The organism is Microtetraspora sp. NBRC 16547 (assembly GCF_030268965.1).
GTDB lineage: Bacteria > Actinomycetota > Actinomycetes > Streptosporangiales > Streptosporangiaceae > Microtetraspora.
This window is the reverse complement of the sequence record NZ_BSSE01000025.1, coordinates 92,276-107,591: the sequence shown is the minus strand read 5'-3', so window position 1 is coordinate 107,591 and position 15,316 is coordinate 92,276. Positions and strand designations below refer to the sequence as shown.

Annotated in this window: 13 protein-coding genes; 2 read left to right on the top strand and 11 right to left on the bottom strand. The window is 70.7% G+C overall.

The annotated features are described in order from the left end of the window. Positions 1-329: 329 nt before the first annotated feature. Genes QSK17_RS27950 through QSK17_RS27935 form a run of 4 tightly spaced genes read right to left on the bottom strand, consistent with a single transcriptional unit; the run spans position 330 to position 2,522 of the window. The gene (locus QSK17_RS27950) at positions 330-704 is read right to left on the bottom strand and encodes a hypothetical protein (RefSeq protein ID WP_285708371.1); all 375 of its coding nucleotides are present in this window, start codon (positions 702-704) and stop codon (positions 330-332) included. Continuing rightward, positions 704-865 carry a hypothetical protein gene (locus tag QSK17_RS27945; protein WP_285708370.1) on the bottom strand — a complete coding sequence of 54 codons (162 nt, stop codon included), beginning with the start codon at positions 863-865 and terminating at the stop codon, positions 704-706. The genes QSK17_RS27950 and QSK17_RS27945 overlap by 1 nt, the downstream gene beginning before the upstream one ends. A gap of 8 nt (positions 866-873) precedes the next feature. Then, complete coding sequence (locus QSK17_RS27940) at positions 874-2,031, bottom strand: cation:proton antiporter (RefSeq protein WP_285708369.1); 1,158 nt, start codon at positions 2,029-2,031, stop codon at positions 874-876. 8 nt (positions 2,032-2,039) lie between these two features. Further along, positions 2,040-2,522: a cation:proton antiporter regulatory subunit gene (locus QSK17_RS27935; protein WP_285708368.1), complete on the bottom strand. Its 483-nt coding sequence runs from the start codon at positions 2,520-2,522 to the stop codon at positions 2,040-2,042. Positions 2,523-2,763: 241 nt separating this feature from the next. On the opposite strand from QSK17_RS27935, the gene QSK17_RS27930 reads away from it, so the two are divergent. Beyond that, positions 2,764-4,536: a bifunctional metallophosphatase/5'-nucleotidase gene (locus tag QSK17_RS27930; protein WP_285708367.1), complete on the top strand. Its 1,773-nt coding sequence runs from the start codon at positions 2,764-2,766 to the stop codon at positions 4,534-4,536. Positions 4,537-4,548: 12 nt separating this feature from the next. On the opposite strand, the gene QSK17_RS27925 is transcribed toward QSK17_RS27930, so the two are convergent. Continuing rightward, on the bottom strand, positions 4,549-5,712 hold the full coding sequence (locus tag QSK17_RS27925) for a UDP-N-acetylglucosamine--N-acetylmuramyl-(pentapeptide) pyrophosphoryl-undecaprenol N-acetylglucosamine transferase (RefSeq protein ID WP_285708365.1): 1,164 nt from the start codon (positions 5,710-5,712) through the stop codon (positions 4,549-4,551). Positions 5,713-5,808: 96 nt separating this feature from the next. Then, the gene (locus QSK17_RS27920; protein ID WP_285708363.1) at positions 5,809-6,690 is read right to left on the bottom strand and encodes a helix-turn-helix transcriptional regulator; all 882 of its coding nucleotides are present in this window, start codon (positions 6,688-6,690) and stop codon (positions 5,809-5,811) included. A 45-nt stretch (positions 6,691-6,735) separates the two neighbouring features. On the opposite strand from QSK17_RS27920, the gene QSK17_RS27915 reads away from it, so the two are divergent. Next, entirely contained in the window at positions 6,736-8,523 is a 1,788-nt protein-coding gene (locus QSK17_RS27915; RefSeq protein WP_285708362.1) for a glycoside hydrolase family 35 protein, read from the top strand. Between the two features lie 69 nt (positions 8,524-8,592). Here the strand turns inward: QSK17_RS27915 and QSK17_RS27910 are convergent, their stop codons facing one another. From QSK17_RS27910 to QSK17_RS27890, 5 genes are all read right to left on the bottom strand, one after another. Next, positions 8,593-9,420: a carbohydrate ABC transporter permease gene (locus QSK17_RS27910; RefSeq protein WP_285708360.1), complete on the bottom strand. Its 828-nt coding sequence runs from the start codon at positions 9,418-9,420 to the stop codon at positions 8,593-8,595. Positions 9,421-9,435: 15 nt separating this feature from the next. Beyond that, positions 9,436-10,386: a carbohydrate ABC transporter permease gene (locus QSK17_RS27905; RefSeq protein ID WP_285708359.1), complete on the bottom strand. Its 951-nt coding sequence runs from the start codon at positions 10,384-10,386 to the stop codon at positions 9,436-9,438. A 92-nt stretch (positions 10,387-10,478) separates the two neighbouring features. Next, complete coding sequence (locus QSK17_RS27900; protein WP_285708358.1) at positions 10,479-11,816, bottom strand: ABC transporter substrate-binding protein; 1,338 nt, start codon at positions 11,814-11,816, stop codon at positions 10,479-10,481. 321 nt (positions 11,817-12,137) lie between these two features. Continuing rightward, entirely contained in the window at positions 12,138-13,658 is a 1,521-nt protein-coding gene (locus QSK17_RS27895; protein WP_285708356.1) for an FGGY-family carbohydrate kinase, read from the bottom strand. Then, complete coding sequence (locus tag QSK17_RS27890) at positions 13,655-15,310, bottom strand: glycerol-3-phosphate dehydrogenase/oxidase (RefSeq protein ID WP_285708355.1); 1,656 nt, start codon at positions 15,308-15,310, stop codon at positions 13,655-13,657. The genes QSK17_RS27895 and QSK17_RS27890 overlap by 4 nt, the downstream gene beginning before the upstream one ends. Positions 15,311-15,316 lie beyond the last annotated feature (6 nt).

The window sequence follows — 15,316 nt, the reverse complement described above, 5'->3', positions numbered from 1 at the left end:
GCGTCACCGGCTGCGGCTCCGGCGCCGGCCCCGGAGGACGACATCCCGCCCTTCTGATCCGAATCTGCCACACCACCCCGTTTCAGGGGAAACAGCAGTATGCGGGCCAACACGGGCGGGTCATCCAAAGCGCACCAGGACATGTGACCTGGATCAGTCGCACTCATGGCAGCGAGGCAAGGGATCGTGCGGCGAGCCGAGGGCGGCGGCGAACTGGGGGCGGCGGCGAGCTGGGGGCGGCGGGGAGCGGAGCGGAGGTGGGTGGTTGTGGAGGCGCGCGTAGGACCGTGCCAGCAACCACCGCGCCCGCGATGGCCGCGACAGCGGCATCACCAGGACGCAACTATCACGGCGCGCCGGAACAGCCACCCACCGCAGCGCAGCGATCCACACCCGCGGCGCCAGATGCCCGGGAAGCCCCAATTGCGACAGTGGCAGGAATCGGGAGGCCGTCCACTCAGACGACCGTGGACGCCCGCGCCCCGTTCCCGCATCACGCCGCCCCGTTCCCGCATCACGCCGCCCCGTTCCCGCATCACGCCGCCCCGTTCCCGCATCGTGCCGCGCCGTTCCCGCATCACGCCGCGCCGTTCCCGCATCACGCCGCCCCGTTCCCGCATCACGCCGCCCCGTTCCCGCATCACGCCGCCCCGTTCCCGCATCACGCCGCCCCGTTCCCGCATCGTGCCGCGCCGTTCCCGCATCACGCCACGCCGAATGCCCGTCGGCCTTCGCGGGTCGGCCGGTGTGAATCGGCCTTCGTGAGTCGACGGACCTGCGTGAGTCGGGCCTGCGTGCCCGGCGCGATACCGGCCTCGCTGTCCGTGGTGATCGAATGAGTCTCGTAGGCCAGTTCGATCGCCATGGACTTCCTCAGGCTCGGCGTGCGACGGCGGCGATGAGCGGCTGCACGAGGCGAGCGGCCAGAGGACCGAACGCCGCCAGGATCAGGACGTACGCGGCGGCCAGCGGTCCGAGGTCCGGATGGGCCCCGGCGGCGACCGCGAGTCCGGCGATGACGATGTTGAACTCGCCGCGAGGGATGAGCGCGATGCCCGCTCGTACGCGGCCTTCCCGCGCGATGCCCGCTCTTCGCGCCGCGTACGCGCCGGTGGCCAGCTTGGTGATCATGCTGACCACGGCGAGCAGCGCGGCCAGACCGGCGACCGGCCAGATCGCGGCCGGGTCGGTCTGCAGGCCGAAGAAGACGAAGAACACCGCGGCGAACAGGTCACGGATCGGGGCGAGCAGCGCGCGGGCGTCCTCGGCGAGCTCACCGGACAGGGCGATGCCCACGAGGAAGGCGCCGACCGCGGCCGAGACCTGGAGCTTCTGGGCGAGACCGGCGACCAGCAGGGCCAGGCCGACCACCTTGAGCAGCAGGACCTCGGAGTTGGGACTGCGCACGAACGCCTCGATGACGCGTCCGTACCGCAGCGCGACCAGCAGGACCAGGCTGACCGTGGCGAGTGCGATGGCGACGGTGACGGCGCCGCTGAGGAAGCCCAGCCCGGCGAGCACGGCCGTGAGGATCGGCAGGTACAGCGCCATCGTGAGGTCTTCGAAGACCAGCAGCGACAGCACGACCGGGGTTTCCCGGTTGCCGATCCAGCCGAGATCGGACAGCACCTTGGCCGTGATTCCGGAGGATGTGGCATAGGTGACGCCGGCCATCGCGATCGCCGCGACGGGTCCCCAGCCGAGCAGGAGGGCGCACACCGCGCCGGGGGCGGCGTTGAGGACCAGGTCGACCAGACCGCCGCGGGCGTTGTCGCGCAAGCTGGTGACCAGTTCGTCCGCGTTGTACTCCAACCCGAGGGTGAGTAGGAGGAGGATGACGCCCAGCTCGGCACCGACCGAGATGAAGTCCTCGCTCGTCGCCAGGGGGAGGATGCCGCCGGTGCCGAAGGCGAGACCGGCGATCAGATAGAGGGGAATGGGAGAGATACCGACGCGCAGGGCGAATGCTCCGAGCACACCGAGCGCGAGAACGACACCACCGAGTTCGACGAAGAGGATCGCTGTGTGCACCCGCTGCCCTACCCGTTCGCCATGATCTCGGCGACGGCCTCGGTGCCCTCTGAGCTTCCTACCACGACCACCACATCCCCTACGGCGAGCACGAACTCCGGTCCGGGACTCGCGATCACTTGTCCGGCCCGCACCACCGCGACGATCGACGTCCCGGTGCGGGTGCGCACCCGCGCATCTCCCATCGGCCGGCCCGCGTACGGCGTGCCCGGCACGATCGGCAACTGTTCACTGACGAGCCCTTCGACCTCGCGATGAAGGGCGTTGAGGCGCTGCACGATCCGCGGCGCGCCCAGCAGTTCGGCCAGGGCGTCCGACTCCTCGTCGTTCAGCTTGATCGCCTCGCATGCCCGGTCGGGATCGAGGCGGTCGTACACGATCAGGTCGCGGCGGCCCGTGCGGTGTGACACGACACCGATGCGCCTTCCCGCCTGCGTGACGAACTCGTGACGCAGCCCTATGCCGGGCAGCGCTGTCTGTTCGACCTCCACCGGTCTCCTTAATCCGTGTCTGTCCGGGGCTTTAACCGTACCAATCCGGACAACCGATTTCGGGTGACCCGTTGGTGTGTCATTGGTCCCAGACGGTCGAGTGTGTACTCCGGCAGATCACCGGAGAACCGAATCTTCCTCCGGAACGGCTGGTCTGGCTAGTCTCAATGGTCACCCGCGACTACGCCCCATTAAGGAAGCTGTGACCACTGAGTAATACGCCGTAACTACTCTCCCACGCATGTCATTCAACGTCCGGCGGGCCCTCACGACCGGCGCCACCGCCATGGTGGCCCTCGGCCTCGTCACCCCCGCTGCCCTCGCCGCCGCGACTCCCGACCACACGGTGAAGGTCACCGTGATGGCCAGCTCCGACATCCACGGAAACGCCCTCAACTGGGACTACTTCAAGAACGCCGAGTACGACGACAGCGCGCACAACGACGTCGGCCTGGCGAAGATCTCCACGATGGTCAAGCAGATCCGCGCCGACCGGGGCGCGGACCACACGCTGCTCTTCGACTCCGGCGACACCCTCCAGGGCACGCCGCTCGACTACTACTACGCCAAGGTCGAGCCGATCACGGAGTCCCGCGAGATCCACCCGATGGCCAAGGCCATGAACGCCATCGGGTACGACGCGGTGACCCTCGGCAACCACGAGTTCAACTACGGCCTGCCGCTGCTGGCCACCTGGATCAAGCAGATGAAGGCCCCGGTGCTGGGCGCGAACGCGGTGTCGGCCACGACCGGCCTGCCCGCGTACACGCCGTTCATCATCAAGACGATGAACGTCAAGGGCGACAAGCCGATCAAGGTCGGTGTGCTCGGGCTGACCAACCCGGGCGTCGCCATCTGGGACAAGGCCAACGTCGACGGCAAGCTGGAGTTCCTCGACCTGGTCGCCACCGCGAAGAAGTGGGTGCCGGTCATCCGCAGCCAGGGTGCCGACGTGGTCCTGGTCACCGCGCACGCGGGTGACAACGGCCTGTCCTCCTACGGCACGGACCTCCCGGTGGAGAACGCCGCGGCGATGGTCGCCGAGGAGGTGCCGGGGGTCGACGCCGTCCTCTTCGGCCACGCCCACAACGACGTGCCGCAGCGGTTCGTCACCAACAAGGCGACCGGCGAGCAGGTGCTGCTGACCGAGCCGAGCAGGTGGGGCCAGCGGCTGTCGGTGGTGGACTTCACCCTGACCAAGCAGCGCGGCCAGTGGTCCGTGGCGGCCAAGTCGTCCACCACGCTGAACACGAACACGGTGGCCGAGGACCCGAAGATCGTCACGCTGATGCAGTCCCAGCACGACAAGACGGTGGGCTACGTCAACCAGGTGATCGCCCAGTCCAAGGAGCAGCTCTCCGCGGCGGAGTCGCCGTACAAGGACACCGCGATCCTCGACTACATCCAGAAGGTGCAGACCGACCTGGTGAGCAAGGCGATCGCGGGCACGCCCGAGGCGTCGCTGCCGGTGCTGTCGATCGCCGCGCCGTTCAGCCGCACCGCCGTCTTCCCCGCGGGTCCGGTGAGCGTCCGCGACATGGCCGGCCTGTACGTCTACGACAACACGTTGCTCGGGATCACGCTGACCGGCGCCCAGATCAAGGACTACCTGGAGTACTCCGCCAAGTACTTCGCCCAGGTGACTCCGGGCGCTCCGGTCGACGTCGCCACGTTCACCAACGCGGGCGGCACCCCGGACTACAACTACGACCAGCTGTCGGGCGTCACCTACGACATCGACATCTCCAAGCCGGTCGGGCAGCGCATCGTCGGCCTCTCCTACAAGGGGCAGCCGCTCGCGGCCGACCAGCGGTTCGTGGTGGCGATCAACAACTACCGTCAGTCGGGCGGCGGCGGCTTCCCGCACGTCACCACCGCTCCGGTGGTCTACAACGCGCAGGTGGAGATCCGGCAGGCGCTGATCGAGTACGCCACCGCGTCCGGCACGATCGACCCGGCGACCTTCGCCGAGGCGAACTGGAAGCTGGTCCGCGAGGGTGTGCCGGTCTTCTGACCGGTCCCGGGCCTACGGCAGGACGCCCGCCTCGTCGAGGATCACCCGGGCGAGCGCGTCCGCGGCGTCCAGGCGGCCGAGCGACTTGGCCGCCCACGCCATGGCGGCGCGGTCGCCGGGGTTGCCCAGCAGGGCGGTGAGCTCGGCGAGGAGCCGGTCCGCGCCGGGCTTGTCCGAAAGGATCGCCCGGGCGGCGCCGGACTCGGCCAGATAGCGCGCGTTCTGGCGCTGCTCGTCACCGGCGGACGGGACGAGAGGGATGAGGACGGACGGCTTGCCCACGGCGGTCAGCTCGGCGATCGTGCCCGCGCCACTGCGCGAGACCACGATGTCGGCCGCGGCGAACACGTCGGCCAACTCGCCGCCGATGTACGGCACGGGGTGGTAACGCCGCCTCAGATCAGCGGGAAGGCGGGAGGCGGCCAGTGAGAGCTGGTCGATCCAGCCGGCGCCGCACTGGTGGAGCACCTGCGACCGCGTGAGCAGCGAGGGCAGGATCTCCTCGATCATCGTGTTGATCTGGCGGCTCCCCTGCGCGCCGCCGGTGACGTAGATGAGCGGCAACCCCGGCGTGAGTCCGAAGTGCTCCCACACGGACGCGGCGTCGCCGTGCACGAGGTGTGGCCGGATGGGGTTGCCCGTGACGACGGCCCGGTCCCGGGCCGAGGCGGGCAGGTGGTCAATCGAGGACGGGTGGGTGAGCGCGATCCGGGTGGCGAACCTGGCCAGGATCCGGTTGGCCAGGCCGAGCGCGGTGATCTGCTCGTGCATCACGAGCGGGCGGCCGAGCACCCGGGACGCGAGGCCGATCGGCACGCACACGTACCCGCCGGTGGAGAGCACGACGTCCGGCCGGTAGCGGGCCGCGATGACGGCGGCCTGGATGAGGCCGACCGGGATCCGGAACATGTCGGCGACGTTCGAGGCCAGCTCGCGGAGGTTGGGCCTGCGGCGCAGCTTCCCCGCTTTGATCGCCCGGAACGGGATGCCGTTCTCGGCGCTGACGCGGGCCTCCAGGCCGTCGGCGGTGCCGACCCAAAGCACGTCGAGGTCGAACCCGGCGGCGGCGGCACGCTCCCGGACCGCTCCGATGGTGGTCAGCGCAGGGTAGGTGTGCCCGCCGGTCCCGCCCCCGGTCACGAGCAGCCGCAGGCTTCGTCGGTCTCCGGCCATCATTCCCGCTTGTCCTCTCGACGGTGTCCACAATTGCGGGGCACCACTTTTCCACGAATGGGGACATGTCCTGACATCGTCCCGACACTGTCCCCGACATCAGCAACCAGACGGCCCCCGGGACTGCTGCTCACGGAACACGCTCGGGGCGACCCCCACCCGCCGGGTGAACAGGCGGGTGAAGTATCCGGGGTCGTCGTACCCCACCCGGCGGGCGACGGCGGCCACCCCGAGGTCGGTGCCGGCCAGCAGCTCCTTGGCCTGGTTGAGGCGGATCGTCAGCACGTAGTCCTTGGGGCTGCACCCTGCGCTGCGCCGTACGGCGTCGCGGAGGTCGGCGACCCGCATGGACAGGCGGCGGGCGTGCTCGGGCACGGACAGCGGCAGGCAGGCGTCCCTGGCCAGGCTCTTCAGCACCGGGTTGCCGTTGGGGTCGTGGTCGGCGCGGCTGCGCCGCAGCGTCACCAGCAGCTCGTGCACGGCGGCGGAGGTCTCCACCTCCATGTGGGGACCTCCGCGGCGGCAGGCCGCGGCCATCTTCTTGACCACCAGGTGGGCGGGCTCCGCCGACGACAGCGGGACGACCACCTCCTCGGGGTCGAGGAATCCGAGCTCGCCGTACGCGGCGACGGCGGGGCCGGTGAAGTCGGCGAAGCACTCCGACCAGCCCGGCTCGTATGGGCCGTAGTGGTGCTCCACGCCGGGGAACAGCCACAGGAGCGCGGGGGCGGCCACGTCCACCGGCGGCCGGCCGTCCCAGGAGAACCAGCCCTGGCCGGACAGGACGATCACGGCGACGTGGTGGTCGAGGACGCGGGGGCCGACAGCGGGCAGCCGCCCCCGCTGGGTGCCCACCGCGAGGCAGGCGAGCCCCAGCCGCCGGTGGACCGGACTCGGGGTGAGGTAGTGCCACCAGTGGTCCCAGGGCTCGTGCCCCTGCACCCAGTCGATGGGTCCAACTGGACGCCGCGAATTGTCCATGGTCGCCCCACCCCGTCCTCGGCAAGCTCGTGCCCGGGGATCGTAATGAGACTGAATGACGATCCCGTCACGAATGAAGGGGGATCGTCAGTGGGAAATTTCACGATAGAGAACGGCGCATTCCGACTGAACGGCGAGGATTTTCGCCTGCTTTCTGGCGCTATGCACTATTTCCGGGTGCATCCGGACCAGTGGTCGCACCGGCTGGCCATGATGCGCGCCATGGGCCTCAACACCGTGGAGACCTATGTGCCGTGGAACCTGCACGAGCCGCGGCCCGGGCGGTACCGGCGCCTGGACGAGCTGGACCGCTTCCTTGAGGCCGCGGCGCGCGCGGACCTGCACGCGATCGTACGGCCCGGGCCGTACATCTGCGCGGAGTGGGACAACGGCGGGCTGCCGTGGTGGGTGACCGGGCGTCTCAGGACGAGCGACCCGGAGTTCCTCACCCACGTCGACCGGTGGTTCGCCCGGCTCCTCCCGCGCCTTGCCGAGCACCAGATCACCAGAGGCGGAAACGTGCTCATGGTCCAGGTGGAGAACGAGTACGGCTCCTACGGCACGGACCGCGCCTACCTGCGCCACCTCGCGGACACCATGCGCGCGTCGGGGATCGACGTCCCGCTGTTCACCGCGGACGGAGCGGAGGACCACATGCTGACCGGCGGCTCCCTTCCGGGGGTGCTCGCCACCGCCACGTTCGGCTCCGATGCCGCGCAGGCCCTCGACACCCTGCGGCGCCACCGGCCGGACGACCCGCTGGTCTGCATGGAGCTGTGGATCGGCTGGTTCGACCACTGGGGGAACCGGCGGGTCACCCGGGACGCGGCCGAGGCCGCCGCCGTGCTGGAGGAGGTGCTGGAGGCGGGCGCGTCCGCCAACATCTACATGGCGCACGGGGGGACGAACTTCGGGACCTGGGCCGGGGCGAACCGCGACCTGGAGACCGGCGCCTACCTGCCCACGATCACGTCGTACGACTACGACGCGCCCATCAGCGAGAACGGGACGGCGACGGAGAAGTTCCGGCTCTTCCGCGACGTGCTGACGCGCTACAACCCCGCGCCGGAACCCCCTCCCGCGCCGCCCGTGCTGCCACCGGCCACCGTGCGGCTGACCGAGTCGGCGGCGCTGCTGCCCGCGCTGCCCGCGCTGGCGGGACCGCCCGTCGCCCGCCCGACGCCCCCGTCGTTCGAGGAACTCGGGCTCGACCACGGCCTGGTCCGTTACCGGGTGGAGGTCCCCGGGCCGCGCGGGCCGTACCCGCTGGTCGTGGACGGCCTGCACGACCGGGCCCACGTCTACGTGGACGGCGTCCGCGTGGCCGTGCTGGACCCCGTGGACCAGAAGGAGCACCGGGCGGTGGAGGTGTCCGGCCCGGCCACGGTGGAGCTGCTGGTCGAGTCGCTCGGGCGGTTGAACTACGGCCCGCTGATGGGCGAGCGCAAGGGCGTCACCGGCGGGATCAGGCACGAGCGGCAGTACCTCCACGGCGTGACCGCGGAGGCCGTCCCGCTCGGCGACCTGCGATTCGGCGACGCGGGCGCGGTCCCGTTCCGGCCCGGTACGGCGACCGCCGCCCCCGCCTTCTACCGGGGCGCCGTCACGGTGGACGAGCCCGCCGACACGTTTCTCGCGCTGCCGGGGTGGGGACACGGCTATGTCTGGGTGAACGGCTTCTGCCTGGGTCGCTACTGGTCGATCGGCCCGCAGCGCACGCTCTACCTGCCCGGCCCGCTGCTGCGGGCCGGGGACAACGAGATCGTGGTCCTGGAGCTCGACGAGGCCGGGGATCCCGTCATCGAGCTGCGGCCGGAGCCCGACCTCGGGTGAGGCCGGGCAGTACAGCCGCGGTCACAGGCACCGTCAGAAACGCCGCCGGAAACACCGCCGGAAACACCGTCAGAGCTTGACGCTGCCGGCGGCGAGGTCGGCCTTCCAGAAGCGCTGCAGCGACACGAAGGCCAGGATGACGGGCACGATCGAGATGAGGGCGCCCGTGACGACGGCGTCGCGCAGGAAGCCGGTGCGGATGCCGTGCCACTTGACCAGGCCCAGGGTGACGGGCCACAGGGCCTGGTCGTTGAGCACCATCATCGGCAGGAAGAAGTTGTTCCAGATCGCCACGAACTGGAACAGGAACAGCGTCACCAGCGCGGGCGCCATCAGCCGGATCCCCACGGTGAAGAAGATCCGCAGCTCCCCCGCCCCGTCGATGCGGCCCGCCTCCAGCAGCGTGTCGGGCACCGCCGCCTCAGCGTACGCGCGGGCGAGGTAGACGCCGAACGGGCTGACCATGCACGGCAGCAGCACGCCCCACATGGTGTTCAGCAGGCCGATCCGGCTCTCCAGGAGGTACAGCGGAAGCGTGATCAGCGGGGCCGGGATGAGGACCGCCCCCATGACGATCGCGAACACGACGCCGCGACCGCGGAAGGGGTACTTCGCCAGCGCGTACCCCGCCATGGCCGCGAGCAGCGTCGCCCCGAGCGCGCCTCCCCCGGAGTAGATCAGGGTGTTCAGCAGCCAGCGGGAGTACAGACCGCCGTCCTGCGACATCACCCGGTCGATGTTGCCCGCCAGGTGGAGGTCGCCGCCGAACCAGAGGCCGGGCGTGTCGAACAGGTCGGCGGCCGACTTGGTGGCGGACACGACCATCCACCACACCGGCAGCAGGATGTAGACGGCGACGACGAACAGGAACGCGGTGGTGAGCACCTGGGCTCGCATGGACGTTCTCATCGGTCACATCACTCCGCGTCGGGTGAGCCAGGCGGATAGCCGCAGGAAGAGGAAGGACAGCGCGCCGGCGAGCAGGGCGAGCACGATGGCGATCGCGGACCCCAGCGCGTAGTCGTTGTTGTCCAGGGCGACCTGGAGCGACCACATCAGCGGCGTGTAGCTCTTTGAGACAGCGGTGGTGACGCCGCTCAGCACGGTCGGCTCGTTGAAGAGCTGCAGCGTGCCGATGATGGAGAAGACGCCGGTCAGGATGAGCGACGGTCGGACCATCGGCACCTTGATCGACCAGGCGATCCGCCAAGCGCTCGCCCCGTCCATCGCCGCCGCCTCGCACAGCTCCTTGGGGATCGCCCGCAACGCCGAGTAGATGACCAGCATGTTGAAGCCGGTCCACGTCCACGTGACGATGTTGCCGATCGACCACAGCACCACGCCGCCGTCGAGCAGGTCGAGCCCGAACGGCGAGATCTCCGGTGTGTAGAGGAACGACCACACGATCGCCGCGATGACGCCCGGCACCGCGTACGGCAGGAAGTAGACGAGCCGGAAGAACCGTTTGAACCGGGCCGCGTGGCCGTCGAGGAGCAAGGCCAGCACCAGCGCCAGGCCGAGCATGATCGGAACCTGCACGATCCCGAACAGCAGCAGCCGTCGCACCCCGGTCAGGAAGGTGTCGTCCCGGAAGACCGCCGCGTAGTTCGCCAGACCGGAGAAGACCCGCTCCGGCGTCCCGAACCCGAGACCCGACCGCTTCAGCTTGTACAGGCTCTCGTTGACCGCGTACCCGATGGGGAGCACGAAGAAGACGACGAACAGCGCACCGAACGGCAGGAGGAAGATCAGCGCCGCCCGGTTGGTCACCCTGCTGGTCACCCTGCCGCTCGTCCCGCCACTCGCCCCGCCGGTCACCGCCCTGCCGCCCGGGCGGGCCGTCTCATGTTGCTGGACTGCCATGTTTTCGCTTTCTGGAGAGGAAACGTCCCGCACGGCGGCGCCGTACGGGACGTCTCACCGGAGAACCGGAGGTAGGTCGTGTCGGACACTCCTTAGCCTTCGGTGACGCTCAGGCCCTTGTCCTTGATGGACGCCACGGCCTTCTCCTGGACGGCCTTGAGGGCGTCCGCCAGTGTGCCGCCCTTGGCCACCGCCTCGCCCACGGCGGAGTTGAACGCGTCGTTCACGGCGGGGGTCGTCGGCCCCCACCCGAAGGACGGCGCGACCGTCTTCGCGGCCTCGGAGAACACCTCGAAGACCGGCTGGTCGCCGTAGAAGGGCCGCGGCGCCTTCATCGAGGGCAGCGAGGTGCCGTCCGCCGAGGTCGGGAACAGACCGCCGTTGACGACCAGGTCGTCGAACGCGGACTGGTCGGTGGCCAGCCAGGTGGCGAACTCCACGGCCTCCTTGGGGTGGGCGCATCCCTTCAGCACCGCGTTGGGCGAGCCGCCGACGTTGCCGGTGACCGTCGCGCCGGCCTCCCAGGACGGCATCGGTGCGACCGCCCACTTGCCCGAGGTCTTCGGGATCGAGTCCTCCAGCACCTTGGTCATCCACACCGCGCCGACCAGCGAGGCGATCCTGCCGTCGGTGAAGTCCTTGAACCAGGCGTCGGACCAGGCGGGCTTGACGTCGACGAGCTTCTTGTCGAGCAGGCCCTGCCAGTAGTTCGCGACCTTGAGGGTGGGCTCGTCGGTGATGCTCACCTTCCACGCGTCGCCGGCGGTGGAGAACCAGCTCGCCCCGGCCTGCCGGGCATAGCCGCTGAAGCCGTACATGTCGTCCGGGTTGAACGACGTGAGGAAGGCCTTGGGGTCGGCGGCGTGCAGCTTCTCGGCCGCGGCGGCGAACTCGTCCCACGTCTTCGGCACGTCGATCTTGTGCTTGGCGAGGATGTCCTTGCGGTAGAACATGCCCATCGGCCCGGAGTCCACCGGCACCGCGACCTGCCGGCCGCCGAAGGTGACCGAGTTGACCGCCCATGGCTGGAACTTCGCGTTCGACTCCTTGGCGTAGTCGGTGATGTCCTCCAGCGCCCCCTCGACGAGGAAGCTGGCCAAGGTCTCGCCGCCGACCTGGGCGAGGCACGGAGCGTTGCCCGCCTTCACCGCGCCGAGCATCTTCTGGTAGCCGCCCTTGGACCCAGGCTCGATCTGGGCGTACTTCACCTGGATGTCCGGGTGGGAGGCGTTCCAGGCCTCGGCCGCCTTGTCGTAGCCGGGCGCCCAGCCCCACCACTCGACGGTCACCGGACCCACGGACGCGGCCGGCCTGTCCCCGCCGACGTCGGTGCCGCCGCCGCCACCGCTCCCGCACGCGGCGACCATGAGGATCGCGGCCACTCCGGCGGCCACTCCGGCGCTCCGCCTCGCCTTCTCTGTGACGCCCATGACGTCTTCGTCCTCCCTAGCCCAAGGTGATCCGGTCAGCCGCAACCTTCACTCCGAGGGCAGGTTCCGCTCCATGGACAAACAGCGGCCGATCCTTGCACTTTGCGCATCGACCTCGTGATTCACGAGGAGGCGTGCGCGCTCGTGCGGCCGGATCTCCCAGAAAGAGCATCTTCGCCCACATAGCGGACACGTCACAACGGGCCGCGCATGGAACGGGCCGCGCCGCCGATATGGCGGGCGCGGCCCGGGTTTCAGCTCGCCGCCTGATTCAGTCCGCGCGTGACCCAGTACGGCGGCTGACTCAGGACGGCGAGCAGGTCAGGACGTGGTGCGATACCGCTCGACCTCCGACCACGCGGCCCACATGCCGGCGAGGCACCGGTCGAACACCTCGCCGTGCCGGACGTACTCGTCACGGGCGGGGCCGGGGCGCACGCACAGGTCGTCCTCGTCGTTGACCGACCACGGCTCGACGTCGTGGCCGAGCGCGGCGGGCAGCAGCGAGGCGACGCCGCGGGCGCCCAGCTCGCTGGTGAGCTGGCGGCGGACGGGACGGCCGAGCGCGTCGGCGAAGATCTGCGCCCAGACCTCGGACCTGGCGCCTCCCCCGGCCAGCCGCCACGGGCGGTCACCGACCTCGGCGCCGCTGGCCAGGACCCGGTCGAGTTGGACCCGGTGGTACTGCGCGACCCCCTCGATGACCGCGCGGGTGAGGTGGCCGCGACGGTGCACGCCCGAGATGCCGAGGAAGGTCCCGGAGGCCGCGGGGTGCTCGGGCGCGCCGTTGACGAAGGGCAGGAACAGCAGGCCCTCCGCGCCCGGCGGCACCGTGGCCGCCTCGGCGAGCAGCTCGGCCGCGGGAACGCCGCCGACCTGGCCGTGCGGCACCGACGCGGACGCCAGCCATTCGAGGTTGGCGGCCGAGGTCGGCGCGACCTCCATGGCCAGCATGGTGCCGGTGTCGGGCATCAGCGCGCTGAGCGTCACCTCGGGGGCCGGGGTGCCGGCGGGCACGACGACGCCGTTGATGGCCCACGTCCCGACGATGATCGTCACGTCGCCGAGCGCGCGCCCTCCGGCGCCCAGCGTCGCCGCCACGCAGTCCATGCAGCCCGCGATGACCGGCAGCCCCTCGGGCAGGCCGGTCAGCTCGGCTACCCGGGCGCTCAGCCCGGCGACGATCTCGCCGGACTCCCGCAGCGGCGGGAACCGGTCGAGGTCGCTCGCGGGCAGCCCCACCAGCTCCAGCGCCGTCGCGCTGTACTCGCGGGTGTCCAGGGCCACCATGCCGAACGCGCTCGCGTCGCTGTAGTCCGCGCTCGGGATCCCGGTGAGCTGCGACGTCACCCAGTCCTTGCAGGACAGCGCCCACCGGGTGGCGGCGTAGGTCTCCGGCTCGGTGTCGCGCAGCCAGCGCAGCAGCACGCTGGGCTGGGCCGCCCACGGGATGGAGCCGGTCTCCCGCGCCAGGCGGAGGGCGTCCTCCTCCGCGATCTCGTCCACGATGTGCTGGGCCCGGCTGTCCGACGACGCGATGGCCGGGCCGACCGGCCGCAGGGACGCGTCCACGGGGTAGAGGCCGTTGCCGTGCGCCGCCACGCCGATGCCGGCCGGGACGTACCCGTCGGCGGCCAGCTTGGCCGCGAGGTCACCGAGCAGCGACACGACCGTGTCGGCCAGCGCGACCATGTCGACGTCGTGCCGGTGCGCGGTCACGGCGGTGCGCGGCGTACGGGCGTGCACCACGCCGATCTCGTTGCCCTCGGCGTCGAAGGCGGCGGCCTTCGACGCGGTGAGGCCGACGTCGACGCCGATGTAGCACGTGGCGGGGGCCGTCACGAGGTCCTCCTGTCGCTTCCGCTGGGTGTTGGGGTGGCCAGGGCCCGAGGACGGAAGCGGCGTAGCTCCGCCTCGTAGCCCGCGACCTCGGCGCGCGCCCGCGCCTCGTCCCAGCCGAGGTGCCGTACGGCGACGTCGGCGCAGGTGGGGGCGGCCGAAAGGCCCATGTCCGCGCCGAGCCCGACCAGCATACGGCGCAGCAGGATGTCGCCCAGCGTCACGGCCCCCTCCTCGCGTACGGCCATGACGACCTCGGCGGCGAGCGCGCCGGACTCCTTGTCGACGACCTCGGCCAGCGACGGGTTCTCGGCGGCGAGTTCGAGCACCCGGCGGGCGCGGACGCCGTAGACGGTGAGCAGCCGGCGCGACTGCTTTCCGCTGAGCGGCGACGAGCGGATGAAGTCCTGGGCGAACGCCTTCCAGTCCGAGGTCTCCGCGCCGGGGAACGGCCGCTCGCGGGTGACGCACCGCCGGGGGCGGCGGCCGAGCACGCGCAGGACATCGTCGGTGACGTCCTCGGCGAGCGCGCGGTGGGTGGTCAGCTTGCCGCCGATGACCGTGAGCAGCCCCGAGTACGCGGGGGCGTGGTTGAGCACGGTGTGGCCGCGGCTGATCTTGGCGTTGTCCGACACCCCGGCCGTGTACGGCAGGGGCCGCACCCCGGCGACGCTGTACAGCACGTCGGAGGGGGTGAGCCGGGCCTCCGGGAAGATCCGGTTGGTCTCGGCGAGCAGGTAGTCGATCTCGGCGTCGCTGGCGACGACCTCGTCCAGGTCGCCCTCGAAGGTCAGGTCGGTGCTGCCCAGCATGTACCGGCCCTGCCAGGGGAGGACGAAGATCGGCCGCTGGTCGGCGGCGGCCTCGAAGAAGATGCAGGTGTCGGGGGCGCCGGGGAACGGGTCGATGATGACGTGGCTGCCCTTCGTGCCTCCGTTGAGGCGCCGGCTCTCCACCTGGCCGTCGAGGATCCGGTCGATCCACGGACCGGCCGCGTTCACGGTGACGGCGGCCCTGACCTCGGCGCGCTCACCGGTCCGGTTGTCCTCGATCCGCAGGCCGGAGACGCGGTCGCCCTCGACGATCAGGTCGGTGACCGTGGTGTAGGTGAGCACCCGCGCGCCCAGCCGCTGGGCGTCGAGGAGCAGTTCCACGCAGAGCCGCTCGGCCCACGGCACCTGCGCGTCGTGGAACAGCGCCGCTCCGCGCAGCCCCTTCCGCGACAGGGTGGGCCAGCGGCGGGCCACCTTGCGCACGGAGACGCCGCGGCTGAGGCCGCGTCCGCGGTTCATCGCGATGGCGTCGAACGCCGCCAGGCCGAGCCGGATCAGCGCGCCCGGCCTGCTGTTCCCCTCGTAGAAGGGGATGAGCATCGGGTAGTCCCGGACGAGGTGCGGGGCGGTGCGGAACAGGAGGTGCCGCTCGCGGATGGACTCGTTCACGAGCGTGAAGTCGTAGCGCTCGAGGTATTTCAGGCCGCCGTGGATCAGGCGGCTCGACGTGCTCGACGTGCCCGCGCCCACGTCGGCGCGATCGACGACGACGACGCGCAGGCCGCGGGCGGCGGCGTCTCGGGCTACGGCGAGCCCGTTGATACCGGCTCCGATGACGGCGAGGTCGACGACGTCGTCACGTCCGGCGGGGTGGTGCGGCATGGGGAT